At 40.1% G+C, this 21,925-nt stretch carries 18 protein-coding genes; 7 read left to right on the forward strand and 11 right to left on the reverse strand.

Translation table 11 applies throughout. The features are described 5' to 3' along the window. The first annotated feature begins 7 nt into the window (after positions 1–7). From AC21OH_RS09395 to mmsB, 3 genes are all read left to right on the forward strand, one after another. Entirely contained in the window at positions 8–790 is a 783-nt protein-coding gene (locus AC21OH_RS09395) for an enoyl-CoA hydratase (protein WP_487369940.1), read from the forward strand. A gap of 275 nt (positions 791–1,065) precedes the next feature. Beyond that, complete coding sequence (locus tag AC21OH_RS09400; RefSeq protein ID WP_487369941.1) at positions 1,066–2,313, forward strand: enoyl-CoA hydratase/isomerase family protein; 1,248 nt, start codon at positions 1,066–1,068, stop codon at positions 2,311–2,313. A gap of 378 nt (positions 2,314–2,691) precedes the next feature. Continuing rightward, positions 2,692–3,630, forward strand: coding sequence for a 3-hydroxyisobutyrate dehydrogenase (gene mmsB, locus AC21OH_RS09405; protein ID WP_487369942.1), 939 nt, complete (start codon positions 2,692–2,694; stop codon positions 3,628–3,630). A 227-nt stretch (positions 3,631–3,857) separates the two neighbouring features. On the opposite strand, the gene AC21OH_RS09410 is transcribed toward mmsB, so the two are convergent. From AC21OH_RS09410 to argS, 3 genes are all read right to left on the reverse strand, one after another. Continuing rightward, positions 3,858–4,616: an IclR family transcriptional regulator gene (locus AC21OH_RS09410; RefSeq protein ID WP_486536039.1), complete on the reverse strand. Its 759-nt coding sequence runs from the start codon at positions 4,614–4,616 to the stop codon at positions 3,858–3,860. 110 nt (positions 4,617–4,726) lie between these two features. Next, entirely contained in the window at positions 4,727–5,572 is an 846-nt protein-coding gene (locus AC21OH_RS09415; RefSeq protein ID WP_487369943.1) for an SPOR domain-containing protein, read from the reverse strand. A gap of 99 nt (positions 5,573–5,671) precedes the next feature. Further along, the gene (gene argS / locus AC21OH_RS09420) at positions 5,672–7,504 is read right to left on the reverse strand and encodes an arginine--tRNA ligase (protein WP_487369944.1); all 1,833 of its coding nucleotides are present in this window, start codon (positions 7,502–7,504) and stop codon (positions 5,672–5,674) included. Between the two features lie 511 nt (positions 7,505–8,015). Between argS and AC21OH_RS09425 the strand changes: the two genes are divergently transcribed. Continuing rightward, the gene (locus AC21OH_RS09425; RefSeq protein ID WP_486536036.1) at positions 8,016–8,246 is read left to right on the forward strand and encodes a DUF2788 domain-containing protein; all 231 of its coding nucleotides are present in this window, start codon (positions 8,016–8,018) and stop codon (positions 8,244–8,246) included. Positions 8,247–8,328: 82 nt separating this feature from the next. Here the strand turns inward: AC21OH_RS09425 and AC21OH_RS09430 are convergent, their stop codons facing one another. From AC21OH_RS09430 to cmoA, 5 genes are all read right to left on the reverse strand, one after another. Further along, the gene (locus AC21OH_RS09430) at positions 8,329–9,441 is read right to left on the reverse strand and encodes a DUF1176 domain-containing protein (protein WP_491139602.1); all 1,113 of its coding nucleotides are present in this window, start codon (positions 9,439–9,441) and stop codon (positions 8,329–8,331) included. 166 nt (positions 9,442–9,607) lie between these two features. Next, positions 9,608–10,693, reverse strand: coding sequence for a tRNA 5-methoxyuridine(34)/uridine 5-oxyacetic acid(34) synthase CmoB (gene cmoB, locus AC21OH_RS09435; protein ID WP_487369946.1), 1,086 nt, complete (start codon positions 10,691–10,693; stop codon positions 9,608–9,610). A 116-nt stretch (positions 10,694–10,809) separates the two neighbouring features. Continuing rightward, positions 10,810–11,406 carry a hypothetical protein gene (locus AC21OH_RS09440; protein WP_487369947.1) on the reverse strand — a complete coding sequence of 199 codons (597 nt, stop codon included), beginning with the start codon at positions 11,404–11,406 and terminating at the stop codon, positions 10,810–10,812. Between the two features lie 4 nt (positions 11,407–11,410). Beyond that, entirely contained in the window at positions 11,411–12,007 is a 597-nt protein-coding gene (locus AC21OH_RS09445) for a bifunctional adenosylcobinamide kinase/adenosylcobinamide-phosphate guanylyltransferase (RefSeq protein ID WP_487369948.1), read from the reverse strand. After that, complete coding sequence (gene cmoA, locus AC21OH_RS09450) at positions 12,004–12,822, reverse strand: carboxy-S-adenosyl-L-methionine synthase CmoA (RefSeq protein ID WP_487369949.1); 819 nt, start codon at positions 12,820–12,822, stop codon at positions 12,004–12,006. Before cmoA ends, AC21OH_RS09445 begins: the two co-directional genes overlap by 4 nt. Positions 12,823–12,939: 117 nt before the next feature. On the opposite strand from cmoA, the gene msrA reads away from it, so the two are divergent. The 3 genes from msrA (at position 12,940) to AC21OH_RS09465 (ending at position 15,441) form a co-directional block, all read left to right on the forward strand. Further along, positions 12,940–13,464: a peptide-methionine (S)-S-oxide reductase MsrA gene (msrA, locus tag AC21OH_RS09455; protein WP_487369950.1), complete on the forward strand. Its 525-nt coding sequence runs from the start codon at positions 12,940–12,942 to the stop codon at positions 13,462–13,464. 156 nt (positions 13,465–13,620) lie between these two features. Further along, positions 13,621–14,337, forward strand: coding sequence for a class I SAM-dependent methyltransferase (locus tag AC21OH_RS09460; protein WP_487369951.1), 717 nt, complete (start codon positions 13,621–13,623; stop codon positions 14,335–14,337). 87 nt (positions 14,338–14,424) lie between these two features. Further along, on the forward strand, positions 14,425–15,441 hold the full coding sequence (locus AC21OH_RS09465) for a D-hexose-6-phosphate mutarotase (protein ID WP_487369952.1): 1,017 nt from the start codon (positions 14,425–14,427) through the stop codon (positions 15,439–15,441). A gap of 4 nt (positions 15,442–15,445) precedes the next feature. Here the strand turns inward: AC21OH_RS09465 and AC21OH_RS09470 are convergent, their stop codons facing one another. The 3 genes from AC21OH_RS09470 to AC21OH_RS09480 all read right to left on the reverse strand — a co-directional run bounded on the left by AC21OH_RS09470 (position 15,446) and on the right by AC21OH_RS09480 (position 21,476). Beyond that, positions 15,446–18,370 carry a restriction endonuclease gene (locus AC21OH_RS09470; protein ID WP_487369953.1) on the reverse strand — a complete coding sequence of 975 codons (2,925 nt, stop codon included), beginning with the start codon at positions 18,368–18,370 and terminating at the stop codon, positions 15,446–15,448. Between the two features lie 105 nt (positions 18,371–18,475). Continuing rightward, entirely contained in the window at positions 18,476–19,492 is a 1,017-nt protein-coding gene (locus AC21OH_RS09475) for a virulence RhuM family protein (RefSeq protein ID WP_486536026.1), read from the reverse strand. A gap of 13 nt (positions 19,493–19,505) precedes the next feature. Continuing rightward, complete coding sequence (locus AC21OH_RS09480) at positions 19,506–21,476, reverse strand: site-specific DNA-methyltransferase (RefSeq protein ID WP_487369954.1); 1,971 nt, start codon at positions 21,474–21,476, stop codon at positions 19,506–19,508. Positions 21,477–21,925 lie beyond the last annotated feature (449 nt).

Genomic DNA, 21,925 nt, shown 5'->3' on the forward strand with positions numbered 1-21,925 from the left:
ATTAAAAATGACAGAATACACTAACCTTAACTTATCCATTGACGGCACTGTGGCAACGTTAACCTTAAACAACCCGCCAGCGCACACCTGGACGCAGCAAAGTCTTAACGCCCTAAAGACGCTAGTATCAGACTTAAACCAAAATGATGATGTCTATGCGTTAGTGATTCATGGTGACGGGGAGAAGTTCTTCTCCGCTGGTGCTGACTTAAATACCTTTGCAGACGGTGATAAAGGCAACGCTATCTCAATGGCAATTGCTTTTGGTGAGGCTTTCGAGGCGTTATCTAATTATCGTGGCGTCAGTATTACCGCCATTAACGGTTATGCAATGGGCGGCGGTCTGGAATGTGCGATGGCTTGCGATATTCGTATTGCCGAGCGCCATGCAGTGATGGCATTGCCTGAAGCGAGCGTGGGTTTATTACCCTGTGCCGGTGGTACGCAAAACCTGACTATGCTAGTGGGCGAAGGATGGGCAAAACGCATGATATTGTGCGGTGAGCGTGTCGATGCCGAAAAAGCATTAGAGATTGGTTTGGTTGAAGAAGTGGTTGAAAAAGGCGAAGGATTAAGCACAGCGCAAACGTTAGCGAAAAAAGTTGCCAAACAATCTCCAGTTGCAGTCACCTATTCTAAGCAATTGATTCAAGCGTCACGCCATAATCCACCTGCGCAGAACCTTATTAAAGAGCGTGAAGCTTTTGTTAAACTGTTTGATACTGCCGACCAGAGCGAGGGCGTTAATGCGTTTTTAGAAAAGCGTAAACCGACTTGGCAGAATAAATAACATTCATAAGATTTACGCATAATTTAAAATTAATAGCGATTGGTAATCATTTATTTGCGCTGGCTGTGCAGTATAGTCATATAAAAGAGTTACAGTGTTAATCTCGTTAAGCCTACACCAGTAGTACTTGCACTCGATTGCCTTGTACCTCATTTATCTGCCTGCGACTATAGTTCCAGAGGCGCAATAAATAATTCCCAGTCGCATATAAAAGTTTTAGTATCGCTGTTTGCGTAAGTCCTAATAAAAATAACCAGTAATTTGACGGAAACTTTATGTCCACTAATGTTGCTAATAATGACAGTGCCCCAGTGTTATTCAATACTCACCAAACCCAAGATGGTCATACAATTGGTGAGATGACGCTTAACTCCCCGAAGTCACTTAATGCGTTAAGTGTATCAATGTGTCATTCAATGAGTCAAAAGCTTATTGAATGGCAAGACGATGACAGTATTGTTGCAATTATTCTACGGGGCGCAGGCGATAAAGCATTTTGTGCAGGTGGAGATATTCGTAAACTGTACGACAGTATGGTCGAGGGTGCGCCGTTGCCCAATCCGTATGCCAATGAGTTTTTTGGTAGCGAGTATGCGTTATATCGTCAAATGCACTTTTATAGTAAGCCTATCCTGTTATGGGGCAACGGCTTTATCATGGGCGGTGGTATGGGGCTTTTGGGGGGTTGTAGTCATCGTATTGTTACTGAGGCCACCAAATTTGCTATGCCAGAGATTACCATTGGCTTATTTCCAGATGCTACAGGCAGTTGGTTTCTGCAACGTATGCCGGCAAAAACGGGGTTGTTTATGGGGCTAACTGGGGCGATGGGTAATGCTAGTGATGCTAAACTTAGCAACATTGCTGAATACGTATTACCGAGTGACGGTTATGACAAACTAGTAGAAACGCTGACTAATGCAGATTGGATTGACGTAAATGTTGATAACCAAATGAACGCCACTCAAACTGCAGTTAATGCCCATGCCATTGTTAGTAAAAGTTTAGCGAACTTATCTAAACAGGAACAAGTTGAGTTAAAACCCAGCAAGCTGGCGCAATACTGGCAAACCATCGAATCTATTATGGTCAGTGGCGGGCTAGAAGATATTGATGCCATCTTACAAGACGATGCGTTATTGAATGAAATTGACAGCGATTTTGCTAACGATAAATGGACGCAAAGAGCACTAGCCACTTATCGTGCCGGTTGCCCAGTCACGGCTGCGCTTACCTATGAGTTATTCCAAAGAGTTCGGGACTTATCATTAGAGCAAGTGCTATATATAGAGGTCATCGTTGCCGTACATTGTGCCAACAATCCAGACTTTCGCGAGGGCGTACGTGCGTTACTTATTGACAAAGACAAAAACCCAAATTGGTCACGCACCCTTGAGCAGTGCTTAAACAGTGAAGGCATTGAGTACATCAATAGCCACTTTAAAAACCCTTATCCCAAAGGAGAACATATCTTTGGCGATTGGCTAGGTTCGGATTCGCTAGCTGCCCAGAAAATTAAATAGTATTTAAATCAAAGTATGTAATAGCGCTATATAATATTTATAGCGTCTTTATTTAAACCATGTACTAGGGTCTGTTGAACATTCAAATAGTAGGACTGCTGATAGCTAAAATTGTACTAAACTAGGCATAAGCCGACGATAATGCCCGAAGCGTATTGGACCTTAGCTAGGTTTATAACAACGTTTGGGGCAATTTTAGCATCAGCCCTACGGGGCGGGTCTATTTTTTGCCAATATATTGTAAAATTTTCTAACTTAGAATAACTAAGCGTCGAAAATTTCACTGCATATTGTCTAAAAAAATAGCCGCCGCCAGTTCCACATTTGAATGTTCAACAGACCCTAAACATCCCGCGTCAAACTTCAAGGAGTGGTGATATGCCAAATAGAAAGGATATAAATAACACTAAAGTCGCCTTTATCGGGCTCGGCAATATGGGCGGCCCTATGGCGTTAAATCTCGTTAAGGCAGGATATGACGTTACCGTTTTTGATTTGTCAGAAGATGCGGTCAAGACCCTAACCGATGCAGGCTCATCATCGTCTTCTTCGCCCAAAGATGCTGCAAATCATGCAGATATTGTTATTTCCATGCTACCTGCTGGTAGACACGTTAAAAGTGTCTATTTAGGCGATGCCAATGCATCAGAGCTAACCCCAGAGGGCTTGTTGTCAGAGCTTCCTAAGGGCACGCTTGTCATTGACAGCTCTACGATCGCCGCTGCTGATGCGCGTGAAGTGGCCAGTATTGCGAGTGCTAAGGGTATAGATTTTGTGGATGCCCCTGTATCTGGAGGTACAGCAGGCGCACAAGCAGGTACATTAACCTTTATCGTTGGGGGTGAAGAGGCTGCCTATGATCGTGCCAAAAGTATCTTAGAGGTTATGGGTAAAAATATATTCCATGCTGGCGATCACGGTGCAGGTCAGGTGGCTAAAATCTGTAATAACATGCTACTTGGCATACTCATGACGGGCACGGCTGAAGCCATCAATTTAGGCGTTAAAAATGGGCTTGATGCCAATGTATTGTCTGAAATCATGATGCAAAGCTCAGGCCGTAATTGGACACTAGAGGTCTATAACCCCTACCCGAATGTTTTAGAGAACGTACCATCTAGTCATGGCTATGCAGGTGGGTTTATGAGCCAACATATGCATAAGGATTTACACCTAGCGCTTGAAACTGCCAAAGATATAGACGCTAAAGTACCGATGGGAACTCAAGCGACCACGCTTTATGATGAGCATGTTGAAGATAACAGTACTAAGGATTTTTCAAGCATCATGGGTTATTACGACAAGTCAGTATTATAGAGTGTATGATTGTTGTGTATTTCAGACTTATTAAGTCGTATTCTTAAATTGGATCCTTAAACTTGATTCCTGTTTTTGATCCTTAAGTACGAAACTTATGTGTACGATTCTTAAATATCTGACTCAATAACCATCAAGCCACGCTAAGCCTACTCACATACTAACCGAAATGGCCTCAAGTTTAGACTTGAGGCCATTTTGGTATAATAACACGCGTGAGATTGTGTCTAACTTTGTAACTGATAGACTAATTCGCCCACATCTATGGCAGCTTCTTGCAAACGTGGCACATATTCTAACAAACCGTTCAGCGTTATTCTTACTGTAGGGGCATGAATATATAGTGACGCCAAGTAGCGGTTTTGTTTATCCATTATCGGTACGGAAACAGAGACCATGTCAGGGATAAATTCTTCATTATCAATGCCGATGCCTGTTTCCGCAATTCTATTAAGCTCTTGATCTACCTTTTTTAGATTGGTAATGGTGTTTGGTGTATAGGCTTTAAAGTTAAAATTCTCTAACATCTTCTGGCGGCGCTCAGAGGGCATTTGGCTTAAGTACAACTTTCCAGAAGCAGTGCACCACGCCGGTGTTTTAGAACCTATGGGCATAAAAATCTGTAGCGGCGAATCTGTATTCACCCGATTGGTATATACCATACTTAAATTTTGCGGTACGGCAATGCCGCAGGTTTCTTTTAATTCATCAACAAGTCGTCTTAGCACCACCTGACGCTCACTATAAAATTGGCGCTGTTGCCAAAGCTCCACACTCAGATTTCGAACCCGCTTGCCCGGTATAACCCCCCCGGCTATGTCTACCATAACAAATCCTTCATCTACCAACTGCTGAATAAGGCGATGAATAGTGGGCTTAGGAATGTCTAATTCTTTAGAAAGCTCTAACGGCGTTATTGGCTTGGCAGCATATGATACCGCTTCAACTATTTGTAAGACTCGAGTAATGGACGATACCTTTGGCATAATACGTCAAACCTTGGTTAAAGAAGCGCAAACTGTTACATATACTAGCAACGAGATATGAGCAAAAATTACTGCAAAAAAATAATGTAAAAAAATTGACTTAAGAATCACTATCGGCGCTGTTCAACAATCAAAGAATCAATACCATTGTTTTGTAGCTTTTGCTGAGCGGCAACTACGGCTTGTCTATTATTCATTTTTGTAGAAACAACTTGATACAGTACTTGACCACTAGACAATTCATTTTTGACTACCTGTGCGTCTACACCAGCCATCAACACTTGAGCGCGTCGTTTGTCTGCTTCTTGAGCATTACTAAAGCTATTAATTTGCAATATATAGCTCTGCTTAGGCTGTGCCTGCTCTATATTTGCTCGTTGCGTCAGTGCAGCATTTGTACTGTTAGTTGATGACGGGTTCGATGTGGGAGCCGATTCGCGATTGCCCTGCGTGGCCGCGCTTTGATTACCCCTACTTTCTATCGGCTCGTCATAAGTCCCTTGCTCTTCAACAATGACCATTTCTTGATCGCTTTCAACACGGTCCGTATTTGGGTTAGTCCCCGTGTTTTCTTCCACGCCATAATTTTCAGCAGTGGTGTTAGAGTCACGCTCTTGGACGGTCGGACTTGTAATAACCACATCAGGCTCAAGCTGACTAGGATCACGTATTGTGTCTTCTTCTCGTACTATAGATTCATCAGGAATTCTGGTGATCTGTTGTTCAGGCAATATGTCATAAAATTCATAATCGCCTTCTTGGTCTTTATTTTGATTGATTGGCTCTACCTGACGCTCTTCCACTTTGGTTTCAGATCCTATATTAAAAGGGTTCCATAAATACAAAAACAGACCAAACATTAGGGTTAATATTGCGCCAACAAACATCCATAGCAAACTTGCAGCACCACCGCCTCGCTTACGTTCTACTGCCCCTTTCGGTTTTTTAGCTAACATTCACTCTCTCCATTTATGGCTTATTCAATTAAAGTCTTGCGCTATTTACTGCCACTGCTATTTTTATATGCTTTTTTAAGAACATTTTATAAAAGCGACTTACATACTAGAGGGTGCAGACAACCCTAATAAACTTAGACCGTTTGCCAGTACTTGACGCACCGCTTTTGACAGTCTTAAGCGAGCTTGCATTAAGTTTAGCTCATCCTCGGTAGGTGTTTCACCGGCAATAATACTGACTGGTAAAATACGATTGTCGTTATACCACCCATGAAATAATGATGCCAAATCTTTGAGATAATTGGTCAATACGTGGGGGTCATAACCGATTGCTGCACGTTTTAAAGTCGCAGGATACGCTGCCAAAAGCTTAATGAGCTCACTTTCAGCATCGCTAGATAACAAAGCTTGATGACTTGCACCACTCACATCATCAACATCAAAACCTTTTTCAGACAATTTTTCTAGTACGCTACAAACCCGAGCATGTGCATATTGAATGTAATAAACGGCATTGTCTTTACTTTGAGATTTTGCCAATTCTAAATCAAAGTCGATATGTACCTCAGGCTTACGCGCCACATAATAAAAACGAGCGGCGTCATTACCGACCTCATCACGAAGCTCACGCAATGTTACAAACTTTCCTGAGCGTGAGGACATTTGGATTTTTTCATCCCCGCGCCACAATGCCACAAACTGAACCAAGATAATGTCTAAACGTTTTTCATCAATACCTAAGGCCGTCAATGCAGCATGAACACGGGCGATATAACCATGATGATCAGCGCCCCAAACGTTTACCACGGTATCAAAGCCACGCTCGAATTTATTTTTGTGATAAGCAATATCCGAGGCAAAATAAGTGGTTAATCCATTGGCACGGCGCACCACTCGGTCTTTCTCATCGCCAAATTCTGTTGATTTAAACCAAGTATTGCCATCTTTTTCGTACAAATAGCCTTTGTCATCTAGCTCTGCAAGTACTGGTTCAATCTCATCAGCGATAGACTTTTCACTAAACCAGCGCTCGAAGCGCACCCCAAAGTCATTAAGATCATCTTTAATATCACCTAAAATCTCACTTAATGCAGCATTTAAGAAAATCTCATAATCCTCCCCAAGCGCTGCTTTACTATTAGCAATAATGGCGTCTATATGCGCATTCTTATCGCCAGAAACAACTTCTTTTTCACCTGAATCATTAAGCTTTGAGACTTCATCTTCAGGCGCATTTAAACTGATGGTGTCAGCATAAGAGTGCACGTATGCATCAGTTTGTTGCGTTTTTAACGTTTGCGCAATTTCGGTAACGTAGTCCCCTTGATAACCACCAACTGGGAAATGCACCTGTTCGCCATTTAATTCTAAATAACGCAGATAAGTACTGACCGCCAGGATATCCATCTGACGGCCTGCATCATTCACATAATACTCGCGCGTTACGTTATAACCCACTGCTTCAAGTAAATTAGCCACACTCATGCCAAAGGCAGCACCACGTCCATGCCCGACATGCAGACTTGAAGTTGGGTTAGCGGAGACAAACTCTATTTGGATTTTTTTATCGGCGAATTCATCTGTTAAACCATAACGCTCATTTTTGGCAAAAATAGCGTCTAACACCGCAAATTTAGCATCGGCGTTTAAAAAGATATTAATAAATCCAGGGCCTGCTACTTCTAGCTTTGCAATACTGTCATTTTTTGGTAAAGCTGTCGTCAACTGCTCAGCAAGCGTGCGAGGATTTGTTTTGGCCGCTTTAGCCGCAGTTAAAGCGATATTACTGGCATAATCACCATGCTCAGGGCTTTTACTGCGTGTAATCTGACTGTTATTCTGCCAATTGTTTGGCAATATACCCTGCTCAATTAGAACATTGGCTGCATTATCTAATAAGGAAAATATTTCATCAATTTGAGCTTGCGACATAATTTTATGAACTCTAAAGTTTAATAGACTGAGGTTTAACGCTAAATACTAATGGGGATTTCTTCATAACAATACATAGTAGTCATAACTAGTGCCTAATACGGCATGGCATTTATGATACTGCTCACATTATTTAATATGTATTTTTTAAAATAGGTCTTTTTACTAAAATTCACCTAAACTTAAATAGTTTTATTTTGAACATATTTGAGCAACCCTTTAATATATCAAGGATTGGCTAATTTTTCCATAAAATTCGTTGTTTGTTGATTTGTTATACTTTTTTCCACTTCATAGCATTATATGGCGACTGTGCTCTATAATAGATAGCACTTAATAGAGACAACTCAAAATAAGCACTAACAAAAATTCGATGTACCTATACTTACTTATCTAATGCACCTATGCTTAGCTGTCTTATAACTATGTTAGGCTTATTTTTAGGTGCCTTTGCCCACATTGCCTATTAAGGCTCATCACTTATTATAAATATTCATAATGGAATGTACTTATGATTGCCACTGTCTTCGCTATTTCTGCTGAAACTGTCACCAATTGGGGCTTGTATGTTTTACTGCCCATATTTATTGCTTTTCTGTTTTTCATTATGTGGGACATCTCAAAGAAGTCTGATGCAGGACGGGCGGGAACGTTTTGGATTTTCTTAGCGCTTGGTGCAGGCTTTGTAGGATTCTTACTAAAAATAGTACTAGAGATTGTCTTTGAAAAATGGGTCTTGTAACAGACTTATTTATTCATGACGTAGTATATATAACATCTGCTTTCCCTTATTTTTGTGTTTTTTTAGTCCGTGCCGTCTTTAGTTATCTATTTGTGTTGTCAATGACCTGACTAACATAAGTTGGTAGCTCCCATGCCCCACCAGCAAAGCCGCGACACAGCCCTGTAGTTGCTTTATATGACTGAATGAATGTATCCCCATTCCATTGCCATTTTGTTAGTCCCCAACAATCACCTAAACCTCGACCTTTATGAGCCGATAAAATCTCACCATCGGCATAATAACTGCCTGACGTCGTGATAAGCTGGGGTTTACTAGGTCTTTCATTATCAATCAGCCAATAGCCATCACCTTGGTTATATGCAGCGCGCCAGCACAAATGCTTAGCTAATGTTTTTTGGTTATTTATAGGTAAAAATATCCACTCTCTACTCTCAGTGTCGTCATACCATGAGTCATTGCCACTCAAGGCTTCACAATCTGAAGCATCCCCTTCCGTCATGCTCGATATAACCCAATGATCAATGTTGTTTTGAAAATATGTCAACAACTTTGGGTCTAATTTTTTATTAAGCGCTTCTGGATACGAATGTCCCTTTACGATAATTGGCATAGATTCCATGGTTTCTGGTGTTTGAAGGTTTGGATTATTTTTACTCACTAATGCCAACGGCGTACCGACTCGACCTTGGACCTCGTCGATTTTGAGTAATACCGAAGCCATACCTTTGTCGCTAATCCTCCAGACGAGATTACTAGCTTTAATCTCAATTTCTGCATTCTGACGAGCTAGTTTAACTAATGCATTTGTTTGTTGAGTATTTAAGGTAAATTCAGATCCGATAGCCCCATAATTTTTATCATTTAACCATAATGTTGGTGCATCAATATTTAAGCCATTTTCACTTTCTGAATAAAAGTTTAATTGCGCAGTCGCTTCGGATTGCATTGGATCAACCGTAATCATAATGGATGCTGGCCTATCATAGTGGCTTTCATCAGCATATCCTGCGGCACGGCAGGTCAATGTATTATCACAGACTACCTGCCAGTCCTGATTGACAAAACCACTACCTGTAAAAGGATCGCCATAAGGTTCCATTGCTGATGCAGGCGACGTTGCCAACCCTACGATTCCTATTACGCCAATGTTTAATAGTAATTTAGATTTAAAATTGACAGTAAACATAGCCATATAGCCTTATAGCCTTATTTAAATTATTTGCGGATTGTTATTAACAGACATGAGTCATGATTATTATCATAACCAATCTAGGCAGGCTACATTAAGAAAATTTAATGAATTTACTAAATAAACAATTAATTAGTGACGGGGTGATTATGACTTAATAGATGATTATCTACTTAGTCGCTATCAGTGTTGCTCGCATCGGAGCTGGATAACCTTCTACGGTTTTGGTAGGATCGTTAGGGTCTAAGAAATCGCTTAACGACTGATAATTCATCCAATCTGTGGCTCGCTGCTCCTCTATTGAGGTCACATCAACATCGACACATGTCACCTCCCTAAATCCTACTTTTTCTAGCCAGCCAATTAACGCAGCCACGGAAGGGATAAAATACACATTATTCATTTTGGCATAGCGATTGTGTGGCACCAATACCGTATTAGCATCCCCTTCAATGACCAGTGTCTCTAATATTAACTGTCCACCATTGATTAATTGGTTTTTTAATTGATTGAGATGCTCAAACGGGGATTGGCGATGGTATAACACCCCCATACAAAACACGGTATCAAACAATTGATTGCCCTGATCTGAGCTTGACGGTAATTCTTCTAAACCTACCGGTATATAGTGAGTACGGTAGCCAACCCCTGTCTTATCATCATCGGTATCCGCATCAAAGCCGCCCACAAAATGACGAATTGCCATAAATTGATTATAAAACAAACAAGAGGGATCAATAATAATGACTTGTTTGGCACCCATCCCTGCCATGCGCCATCCGTGATAGCCTGAACCGCCGCCTACGTCCAGTACATAACGATCTTCAAGCGTACCGATATGAGGTGCGATACGATTCCACTTCCAGTCACTGTGCCATTCGGTATCGATAAATACCGCATTGTCACCTGTACCAATTTGAAACGGACCTTTGCGCCACGGCATCAGCTGCTTCATCAGTGCGGTTATTTGTTTGTTGTGACCGTCTGATAATTGCGTATTAATGGTCAACACATCACTATTTAAATCTACATTTTTAATATCTAGCGGAGGTAGGTTTTCCACTGACGACAGGTAAGCAGGTGCATGGGCATTGCGACGTTTGTCTTTAATATCGCTAAGCCATTTTGGTAAGTTTGCTAACCATTCATTAGCAATCGGACGATACTGAGCTCGCTGAATAAGTGCAAGGTAGAGTTCACGTTCGGCGGTTTCGATAGTATTTTTTGGGGTGTTGGTTGGGGTTTGGTTAGACATAGAAATTTAAATCGCTAATAAATAAGTTTTGTGAGGTTGAAAATTTAAGGTTTAGGTTTTTGATTTTTTTATCTATGTTATAAAACTAGTAATAATAAAACTATTCTTTTCAAGAATCATCTTAATCCATTAACATGATCATTTGGTAAATCACCTTGTTTAATCTCAACCTTATTTCGATAATCTTCATATTCAAACCCTTCTCCATATTGAATCTTTTTATCTTTGAATATAATTTTATTATTCTCAAACCAACTTAAAGCATTTTTAGAATCAATAAAGATTTTAGGATAGAATTTATCTATAATTTGGTTGCATTTCTCCATTGAAAAGTATCCTGAATCACCTGCAAAGCACAATCCACTCTGTAACCCTAACCTTCTAAAGAAAAGATAACCACATTCATACAGCTCATACGTCATCCAAATAGCATGCCCATAGTTATTTTTACGATCAATAATCGTCAATAGAATTTCTTTGATTCGTTCTGCTTCAAACTTGTGAAAACCAAAATATTTTGAAAAATTAAGTTGAAATGCTTTAAGACTGAATTTATTACTATAATCAAAAGAAATAAGTTCAAAATATAAATTTGGACTTGAAAACTCTAGCTCGTCATTTTGATATAGCCACTGTTCAAAGTCTTTTAGACTCAACTTTTCGGTGATAACTTGATGCATTTTTTGTTCAAGTGAAAATGGGATTGTGTGCATAGCTTTATCTTATACCACCCTTCAAACTAACCGGCAATCCTGATACAACCAAAGTTGCTTTATCCGCCACTTGCGCCAAATACTGATTGATCCAGCCTTGTAATGATACAAACTTGCGGCCTTCAGGGGAGCTGGCATGTAAGCTCATGCCGATTTCATTAGAGATGATAAAAAGTGTGGCGTTGTGCTGGCTGGCAAAATCGACCAAGAGATTAATCTCATGTTTGGCTAAAGTTATACACTCGTCTATATCGTACTGGTAATCCATGACGTAATTGGTTAGCCATAGCGTAACGCAATCAATAACAATGGCTAGCGGCTGGCTATGCTGCTTTTTATCAAAGCTTTGTTCTGAAACACTGCTATTGTTATTAAAATAGTCTTTTAAAGCATTAGCTAAATTCAAATCCGCCTCAATAGTAGTCCACTGATTAATTGACTTGGTCCTATCATCGATATGGCGCTGAACCCGCTTAGCAAAGTTATCATCTAGCACACGAGAGGTTGCTACATAATAAGGGGTATCACTCACCTTTTCAGCTAAGCTTAGTGCAAAGCTGCTTTTACCGGATCGCTCTCCACCGGTAATGTAGTGAATCATTTAAAAGCCACCATAGACGCAAAGTTTAAAAACTGAAACCAGGTTAAACTACGCCTAAATCCAACCTGTTTTAAGCGTTGATGGTGTTGATTTAAAGTGTCCGTTATCAGCACATTCTCTAATGCATTACGTTTGCCACTAATTTCAAGCTCGCTGTAGCCATTAGCACGTTTAAAATCATAATAACGCTCAACCAGCCAAGCATCATCTTGCTCATCTCCCGTGTGATTTTTTTCGGTTAATACCAAAATGCCGCCCTCATTTAGTGCATCGAATACTGATTGCAGCACTTGCTTTCTATCTTCGGGCGGTAAAAACTGTAAAGTTAGGTTTAGAATCACCATATCACATGGTTCAAACTCAAGCTCGCGAATATCTGCCGTTATTACCTCAATATCATGGTTTGGATAATTTTCTTTGAGCAGCACTTGCGCATTTTCAGTCATGGCAGGAGAGATATCTACTGCTTTAATTTGCAGCTCATCAGAGTCAAAACCACCTGACTCATTTAGCAGCGCCATCGTGGCTCCACCTAACGAGCAGCCCAAATCATAGACTCGGCTGACCCGTTTGCCTTGCGTAGTCACTTGACCAAACTGGCAGTGACGCTTGGCAAATATCGGCAACATAGCCAACATCTGACCATAGCCTGGCACACTGCGACGAATCATATCTGGAAAACAAGCCACAACTTGCTCATCGAATGAAAAACGCGCTGCTTTGTCTAGCGGTGTGGTGAATACTTGGTCGTAGACTATGGTCTCAGTATGTTGATTGGGGTCGCGATTTAGGTTGGTATCAGCAGTATTTGACATTTAAGCTCTCTTATCAAATTTTGAACAGGCTGTATTATATCATTACTATTTTTAACTTATCTTAAGATTATGGTTTGCTAAGATTAGGGTATAAATTCGAATAAAAAGGACACAACCATGCAATCAATTATTCTAGGTGGCGGCTGCTTTTGGTGTACCGAGTCAGTTTTTTTATCTGTAAAAGGGGTGCAAAAAGTAACCTCAGGCTACATGGGCGGCGATGCCACCTCTGCCAATTATAGAGACGTGTGCTCAGGCAGTACAGAACATGCCGAAGTGGTTCGCGTAGATTTTGATGACTCTGTCATTCCTTTAGAAGTGGTTTTGGATATTTTCTTTGCGACCCATGATCCCACAACATTAAACCGTCAAGGTAACGATGTGGGGCCTCAATATCGTTCAGTGGTATTTTATACCGATGAAGAGGCTCAAAAGCCAACCATCGACCGTACTATCAACAAACTGCGTGACATGGGATTGGATATCGTCACCGAAGTACATCCGGCAGAAGAATTCTATGAAGCCGAAGATTATCATCAAGACTACTTCAATAAAAACCCAACGCAAGGCTATTGCCAAGCGGTCATTCCACCAAAGCTGGGTAAATTGCGTAAAGAATTTAAGCAGTATCTGGTGAAATAAGTTACTACTATTATCGTTAAAGGCTGGGGTTATTGATAGTAACGCCAGCCTTTTTTTTGACCTTATAATTAGCCCTATACTTATCAAAATTCGGTACAATTAAAAAGAATCGTTTAATACCCTTAAACCCTATACCAATATAATAAGAGCCCCAATATGACTCCTGACTTTTGGCAAGATAAATGGCAAAGTAAACAAATAGGCTTTAATCAATCGGAGCCAAATTCACTACTTACTACACACTTTTCAACGCTTGACCTTGCGCCTAAGAGCCGAGTTTTAGTGCCATTGTGCGGCAAAAGCATTGATATGGTTTGGCTAGCAGAGCAATGCTATGATGTTGTGGGTGTTGAGCTAATTGAAACGGCAGTAGTTGAGTTTTTTGAAGAAAATGCCATTGTTTCGTCTATTACCCAACATCCCAAACATCCTGATATCAAAATGTATGAAGGAAGCTATGGGGGTCAAACCATTACTATCTGGGTGGCTGATATTTTCAAATTGACGGCTCAAGATATTGGTCAGGTCGATGCTATTTATGATCGAGCAGCGCTAGTCGCTCTGCCGGATAACGGTGCAGACGCTTTAAACAATCATTCGCTACGAGTACGGTATACCCAACAGTTAATGTCTATAACGAAATGTGCAGATCAATTATTATTAACCTTTGGTTTGGGGGATCAGTTTGAAGATAAATATGACAAAATATCTGGTCCTCCCTTTTTTATCACTAAGGCTAAGATACATTCGTACTATGCAGACAGTTATACCATCGTTATAGCAGAAGAACAGCAAGCGCCAGCGCTCACTACAAAAGCTAAACCCTATTTAAATATCGCTTGGGTTTTAACCACTAAATTCACACACCGCTAAACTTACTACCCACTATACTTGCAAACTATTAGACGCTAAGACTAAGTACTTAATCAAACCCCTTAATACCTACTTAAAAGAGGTTGTATGGCTACCCAAACATCCCTTCCCAATGTACAACTGCAACATCATAAAATAGATGAGCTTGACTCAGTGACCATTACGGGTAAGGGCTATCGAGCTGTGGTGTTGTTGCAAGGTGCTCAGCTGATTCATTTTTCTACTAATAAAGTTGATGAAGACGGGTTAGAAGACGGCTTAAAGGATGACGCTGAAGTTAATAATAAAAGCTGCTCCATAAATTCTCTAGACAACTGGTTGTGGGTAAGCGAACAAGCCGAATATCAACAGGGTGAGTCAGTTCGAGGCGGCGTTCCTATCTGCTGGCCTGTATTCGGGCAGTTTGATGCTAATCCTCAATCCGTACAGGATAGTTTTAAAGACTGTGCTTATAATTTAAGTCAACACGGTTATGCTCGTACTCAAATTTTTGAAATGGATAGCTTTGAAACGTTTGATGCGTCTAATAAAGGAAACTTAAATCACCACCCAGCATCTCAGCTTGTTCTAAAGCTCAAACAAACTGACTCGGCTGGTTGTATTACCACGCCGCATCTGGACCTTAAAGTTAAATTTGAATTTAGCGCTACTGGATTTGCAATCTCGTTAATTACTCAAAATAACAGCGGTAAATCCGTTACTTTTTCGCAAGCCCTGCATTCTTATCTGCCTACTGAGGACATCACTCAAACCACGGTTAGTGGCTTTGATGGTATAAATTACAGTGATACGCTAACCGAGGGTTGGCAAACTAAGACCCAACAGGGTGATATCACTTTTGGAAGCGAAGTTGACCGTATTTATCATGGTGCTCCAGATATTACTTTAAACACGCAAACGCAAACGTATCATCTTCATGCCGAGGGTAGCAATAGTACGGTGGTGTGGAATCCTTGGATTGAGAAATCAAAACAAATCAGCCAGTTTGCCGATGACGATTATCAGCGTATGCTGTGTATCGAGACGGCTAATGCGCATTTGGATGTGGTTGAGTTGGGTGCGGGTGAGGCTTGGGAGATGGGGGTTTGGGTGCAACGGAGCTAAGCTTCTACAACTGCGCTACCCTCTCCACAACCTTATACTGCACCTCATTTTCCAGAGCTTTAAAATGAGCTTTACCACATTGAATACGTTGCTGTTGAGGCATAGGTAATTTGCTAATATCCACTGCCTGACCTGTGGCGCTTTTACCCCCTGTATTTTTGGTTTCAGCGACAAAATACAACTGGCTTATCCCTGCCTCATCTTCTTTCACCACTGCCCAATCGGGATTATAAGTACCTACTGGTGTATTAATTTTGAACCAATTTGGTAGTTTAAAGTAAAATCGAACATTCTCCATGCTTTCGCAATCTTTAGCAAATTGATGTTCGGTATTAGAGTCAAGTGGAATAAGATTTTCAAAAATAGTTTTAGTCGTATCATTGACCTCAAAGTGATAATCACTATCGTATACTACGGAGTGTTGATGCTCTAAGCTTTCAATCAATCGCTGCGCATAGCTTCTACCATTTCTACGATACTCGATACCTTGTACCATCAAGTTAGTTTGGGTTTGCTTAATGATTGCCACAACTCTGTCCAAAAACAGCTGAGGATTGATTAACAAATCACCAATGCGTCCACTTTGATGCAAAATTTGCAATAAGGTTTGTCTCGTTAGCTTCGTATGTCTGGCTAGATAAGTTAATACGTCGGGTAGTTGCCATTGACTGATAACAGAATCAGATTGATGTTCGTCTGGTTTTTGATCATTTAAATCTGTCGTTTGCTCAACTTGATATTTGTGCTGACGACTATTCACAGCAACGACGCTACTATCAATTCCATCATCACTAATTTGTAAGCGCATTTTAGTTGCAGATAGTTGCGGTGGATTTACCGCTTCCATATTTTTTAACTCATAACTCACTGCATCTATCAACTCGTTAGTATCGAACTTAACTTGGTATTGAGTTTGATGTTTAATCAGCTCCCAAATAGACTTAAAGTTTTCATCAAGTGTAAAGCCTTTGCGATAGGTGACTTCTTTTTTATCAGCTTGGTTTTTAATACGATTTTTAAACTCGATACCGTAGTCTTCTGCTATCTCGTTTTGCAAGTTTTTAGCAAAGTCTTCATAGCTTTCATTAGCGATAACGGTAAGAATATTTACCTGCTTATCATATACTCGATTGCCATCTGCACCAACACACAAACGTAACCCTCGCCCTATTTCTTGACGTTTTTTTAGTGTCGACTTGGTTTCGTTTAACGTACATATTTGAAATACATTTGGGTTATCCCACCCTTCCCGCAACGCAGAATGACTAAAAATAAACTGTAATGGATTTGCTAAATCCAGCAGTTTCTCTTTATCTTTCATAATTAGGCTATACGTATCATCATCTGCTTTGGTCGTACCAGAGGTATCTTTGGCTCTGCCCTTGCTATCTACTGAAAAATAACCGTTATGAATACCGCTAGTGTCCGTCTGATAAAGAGTTACTAACTGTTGTTTTAGGTCGCTATATTTTGGTTTGTTTAATATAGTTTGGTATAACGCTTCAAACCATTTTGCAAACTTACCTGTACGTGCATAACTTGCACTACCCTCATCTGATGCGATATTTTGCAGATAGTTATCCACCCTATCGATAAAGAATAACGACAATACTTTGATACCTTTTGGCAATAGTTTGCGCTGTTTATCTAGATGCGCCTCAATGGTGCGCTCTATTTGATAACGCATGACACTATCATTCATACCGCCAAGCTGTTGACCTAACTGAACCAGTGACCCGTTGCTGAACTCTATATAGCCATCGACGGCATTAATACCTGCAACGACATAGCCATTGGCATAAATTTCACGTCCTGTTTTTTTATAAAGATCATCATTATCACTGATACTGATGGTTTTTTTCTTAACCACCCCTTTGACATTGGCATAGACGCTAATTTTTGCAGTGATTTTGGTCTTTTTGGGAACAATGTCTAATAGCTCAATATAAGCGTCATTAAACTTATCTTGCGACATAACAGAATCGACTTCTATCTGCTTGACCAGTCCTGCATCGTAGGCTTTAACAGGATTTAAGCTATAAAGTAGATGACGGCTGTATTTATGTGTTGCTGAATAGCGCAAAGTAATCAGCGGGTTTAAACTGGCAATGGCATCAAGACGCTTTTGCGTTTCCATGTTTTGTGGTTCGTCCACAATGACGATGGGATGACTGGCTTGAATGTATTCAATGGGAGCAATACCTCGCTCACGTACTTGGTTGATGATGTTTTCATCTTTGGCAAAGGCATCAATATTCATCACCAGAATTTGCAATACATTGCTGGTGGCAAAGTCTCGCAATAGGCTTAATTTTTTGCTGTCATAGACTCTGGCATTAACGGGCGTATTGTTATACAAATTTGCAAAATGACGCTCTGTCATTTCAATAGATTTAAGCACCCCTTCTCGTATCGCTACTGATGGGACAACTATTACAAATTTACGCATGCCGTATTTTTGGTATAACTCAAAAATACTGCGCAAATAGACGTAGGTTTTCCCTGTGCCTGTCTCCATCTCTATCGAGGCGTTGATACCGTATTTAGGCAGACCATATTTGATGACTTGCTTGCTTTTTGCTGATTTTGACTCTACTTCTTCATCAAAGAGTAGGTTTGAGGGCTCTATACCATTGGCTTTTTGAATAGATTGAATGTTATCGAGTAGTTGTTCATCACTGATGATACGCTGGTTGGCAATAGTTTGGCTGTCGATGGCTTGTCTGTTGATAGCTTGGCTCATCGAAGTTTGGCTAGCTTGCGAGTTGTCTGTCCTTGTATTAATGTCTATTGTATTCAAAGGCTGGGTAAGGTTAAAGTTGTCGTTTAGGCCACTCGCTTGGGTGGACTGTCCATTAAACAAGTCTACCACGGCATTGATGGCGTGGGTTTGATGCTCTAGGTTGGGCTCGAAGTTTAGGGTTATCATGGTGGGGACATCGACTTAAATTATTATCAATATTTAGTATAATTTGAACTGCCGAGGATTACTCGGTAGTTAGATTACAAAACTTTACATTCCGATTTTAAATACTTATTTCTTTATTTTTTTGGTATTGCTACTGATATCCGCAAGTAGTTTATCGACTTCTTTAGGCTTTGCTAGTTCATTTTGCTTGAACAATTCATATTGCTTTTCTGCGGTTTTTTTAGCTACTTTATGAGACATAGAGCCCGCATTCGTTAAAATATCTCTATCATTCAAGGTTAAAAAACCGTCTAATTTAGTTAACCAATCTTTCATAGTCATTGGTATTCGGCGCATAGCCTGACTCTCAGCAAATACTAAATATTGCTCAGTTAAGTTGTTTAATGCTGCTAGCTCCTGTTCATTTAAATAGTTTTTAGCAACACTAACCTCAGATTTTTTAGGTAGGTAACCTTTATCCATTCCTCTCCAACTTGTTAGACCCATATTTATCTTAGAAGCATCCGCTCGCTTATAGACCAATTCCGCTGCAGTATGCCCTGTTATAGCCCAATGCATTTTATTTTGAACTGTTTTGAAAAACATCAAACTCAACTCTGAGTTTGGGTCATAATCAACGCTAGTCGCATATATATCAGTGATTTTTTGATAGAAACGTCGTTCACTTGTCCGAATATCTTGAATACGACGTAATAATTCATCAAAGTAATCAAAAGGAAGGTCTGGATTTTTTAAGCGTTCATCATCCATAACGAAACCTTTTATCAAATATTCACGCAAATGCTTAGTAGCCCACTGCCTAAACTTGGTAGCAGTGACACTCTGCACTCGATAGCCTACAGAGATAATAGCGTCTAAGTTATAGTGTTTAAGCTGCCTTCTAACTTGTCTGCTGCCCTCCGTTTGAACTACTAAGAAATCCTCGGTAGTTGAAGTCTCTATCAATTCACCCTCATTGTAAATATTTTTTAAGTGCAAACCTATATTATCTGTAGTTGTTTGAAACAGCTCAGACATTTGTTTTTGTGTGAGCCATACCGTCTCTTCATAGAAACGGACATCTAATCGGGTATCACCATTTGGTGTTTGATAGATAACTAATTGCGATTGTTGTTCTTCCATAATTTTTAAACTCCTAAACACACCCAACCAAAATACCTGCATCCTCAAACTGCAACACAATATTGGCTTTGTTGGCGTCATCGCTAAAGGCATTGTCGATAATAATGGTTTTACTAGGTTCAAGTTGGATAATTTGGTTGGCTTTTTCAGTGGTCATATCTTTTAATACCACAGCTAGCGTCATTAGCTCGTCTGTTGTCGTACTGTTCGTATTTATCTCGTTATTAACACCAGCTGAATTGTCTTGAGTGACGAGATAATAACCGTCTTTTTGCTCAATATTAGCAGTCAACGGATAGCCCTCTTTTAGCATCAGCTCGGTAACGAGTCCGCTATCGGTCGCATCCTCTACTATCGGATTGACGTGTTTTTCAAGTTGCGCCAGTAAGCTATCGGCATCGTAGCTGTCTGGCTGTTGCCACGGGATAAAGTTACTGTCAGTAAGCTTGTAGGCTTTAAAGCCAATATCTAGGTTTGAATCTTTCAGGTCGGGATTGTCTGCTAATATCTGCTGACCTGCTCGGCGGATACGTTCTTTGGATATCTCGGCGATGGTTGGCGGTAAATCGTTTACGATACAGAATTCATAGGCATCTTTCATTCTATCTGAATCGATAGCTTCAGGAATTTGTACCATTACAAAATTACGTTTATAGCCATCATCACTATTCAGTTCTATAACTGCTTGAGCTAAAGCTGAAGTACCTGCAAAGAAGTCTAAGTATATTCCGTTTTCATCATCTGTCATTTGAACAAGGGTTTTCATCAACTCAACAGGTTTAGGAGTATTAAAAACAGCGACACCATCGAAAATTTCTTTAAGGTTGTTTTTAGCTGATTCGTTCGTACCATTTAACTCTGAAAATAAGATACTTTCTGGAGTTAAGCCTCTTTCTTTAGCTTCTAAATATGTTTTAACCCTTGGAACACCGTTACCGTCTTTGCCGAACCAAATACGGTTGTCTTTAATGGCTTCATTCATTTCTTTTTGGGTATAAAGCCAACAACGACCACTCTGTAAATGATGAATCTTTCCGTTAGGAGCTTTAAGTTCGTAAAACTGACTTTTGGTTGCATGACCTGCCTGCGCTGTAGCAGGATCTGACTTCCATAATCCTCTTGGGTCATTATCTGGATTCTTATAACTAGATAATGCTTTCTTGGTCATTGGTAACTGTTTTAAAGGTTTCTCATTTGGTAAATCGTGTTTTCGATAACATAAAACATAATCATGTCTATTAGAAACTACCTTTCTATTCTCTCTATTTGTTCGCTTTTCCCAAATAAAACTTGCAACAAAATTTTCCTCCCCAAATATCTCATCCATCAACAACCGCAGATTAGCCACTTCATTATCATCAATAGATACAAAGATCACCCCATCATCACGCAGCAAGTTTTTAGCCAATGCCAAGCGCGGATACATCATATTTAACCAATTACTGTGATACTGTCCGTTCTCTTTACGGTTTGAGCGCATGCCATCGCTGTGAGTAAGGTTGCCCTCATCATCGGTCTGCCCTGCCCGCTCTTTATAAGCTTTAATGCTTTCGCTAAAGTCATCAGGGTAGATAAATCTATCATTACCTGTGTTATACGGTGGGTCGATATATATCATCTTGATGCGGTTGTAATAGCTTTTTTGCAGTATTTTTAAGACAGCCAGATTATCACCCTCGATAAATAGGTTTTGGGTGCTATCAAAATCTACTGACTCATCAGGCTGCGGTGTAAGCGTTTGACTGGTTGGCGTTTTCAGCTCGCCATACACCTCATGCTTGCCTGCCCAGTTGAGACCATAGGATTCAAAGTTTGGCGCAAGTATGTTGTCACCCAATACGGCTTTTAGCGTGTCTATATTTAGCTTGCCCTCCTTAAAGGCTTCGGGGATAAGCTGCTCAAGCTTGTCTTTTAAGATGCTATCAGGCGTTTGACTCACAGGGGAGATATTATTAGTTGCGGCTTTTGTATTAGAGTCGGTCATAATCGTCTTTTAATTAATTGAATTTTTGGTGATTTAGTATACCAATGCCAAGCCCATAAAAGCGAGCAAACAAATTAGCCACAGCTAAGCTTTAGAAAAGATAATTGAGACTTATAAAAAACCTACCGCAAATACCATAAAGAGGTCAAAGCTTTGCTTTTGCTCGAGGGACGAGAGCCGAGCAAAGTTATGTAGAATAGACCTCCTTTTTAACGCATAATTCAAATCATGATAATCTAGATATGCAGAAGCTAGTCTTTTGCTTTTTATCTTTTAGCTTTTATTGTTTCAAACAATAGTCTATTGCATACGCTTTTCTAATGGGCGACTTTATATCCTACTCCAAACTCTCAGCACGTCATCTTATCGTAACCAAATAACACAACCGCTTTAATTTAAAATCTAATTTAGTTACTCTAGGCTAAGTTACCTCTGTGATTATATTAAAG

This window comes from Psychrobacter sp. CX10, assembly GCF_057621575.2.

Coding starts and splice junctions, on each gene's coding strand:
- AC21OH_RS09415 (WP_487369943.1), bottom strand. CDS start 5,572: ATGTTAGCTAAAAAACCGAAAGGGGCAGTAGAACGTAAGCGAGGCGGT.
- AC21OH_RS09410 (WP_486536039.1), bottom strand. CDS start 4,616: ATGCCAAAGGTATCGTCCATTACTCGAGTCTTACAAATAGTTGAAGCG.
- AC21OH_RS09445 (WP_487369948.1), bottom strand. CDS start 12,007: ATGATTCACTACATTACCGGTGGAGAGCGATCCGGTAAAAGCAGCTTT.
- mmsB (WP_487369942.1), top strand. CDS start 2,692: ATGCCAAATAGAAAGGATATAAATAACACTAAAGTCGCCTTTATCGGG.
- AC21OH_RS09460 (WP_487369951.1), top strand. CDS start 13,621: ATGACTCCTGACTTTTGGCAAGATAAATGGCAAAGTAAACAAATAGGC.
- AC21OH_RS09395 (WP_487369940.1), top strand. CDS start 8: ATGACAGAATACACTAACCTTAACTTATCCATTGACGGCACTGTGGCA.
- AC21OH_RS09480 (WP_487369954.1), bottom strand. CDS start 21,476: ATGACCGACTCTAATACAAAAGCCGCAACTAATAATATCTCCCCTGTG.
- AC21OH_RS09425 (WP_486536036.1), top strand. CDS start 8,016: ATGATTGCCACTGTCTTCGCTATTTCTGCTGAAACTGTCACCAATTGG.
- cmoA (WP_487369949.1), bottom strand. CDS start 12,822: ATGTCAAATACTGCTGATACCAACCTAAATCGCGACCCCAATCAACAT.
- AC21OH_RS09440 (WP_487369947.1), bottom strand. CDS start 11,406: ATGCACACAATCCCATTTTCACTTGAACAAAAAATGCATCAAGTTATC.
- cmoB (WP_487369946.1), bottom strand. CDS start 10,693: ATGTCTAACCAAACCCCAACCAACACCCCAAAAAATACTATCGAAACC.
- msrA (WP_487369950.1), top strand. CDS start 12,940: ATGCAATCAATTATTCTAGGTGGCGGCTGCTTTTGGTGTACCGAGTCA.
- AC21OH_RS09470 (WP_487369953.1), bottom strand. CDS start 18,370: ATGATAACCCTAAACTTCGAGCCCAACCTAGAGCATCAAACCCACGCC.
- AC21OH_RS09430 (WP_491139602.1), bottom strand. CDS start 9,441: ATGGCTATGTTTACTGTCAATTTTAAATCTAAATTACTATTAAACATT.
- AC21OH_RS09465 (WP_487369952.1), top strand. CDS start 14,425: ATGGCTACCCAAACATCCCTTCCCAATGTACAACTGCAACATCATAAA.
- argS (WP_487369944.1), bottom strand. CDS start 7,504: ATGTCGCAAGCTCAAATTGATGAAATATTTTCCTTATTAGATAATGCA.
- AC21OH_RS09400 (WP_487369941.1), top strand. CDS start 1,066: ATGTCCACTAATGTTGCTAATAATGACAGTGCCCCAGTGTTATTCAAT.
- AC21OH_RS09475 (WP_486536026.1), bottom strand. CDS start 19,492: ATGGAAGAACAACAATCGCAATTAGTTATCTATCAAACACCAAATGGT.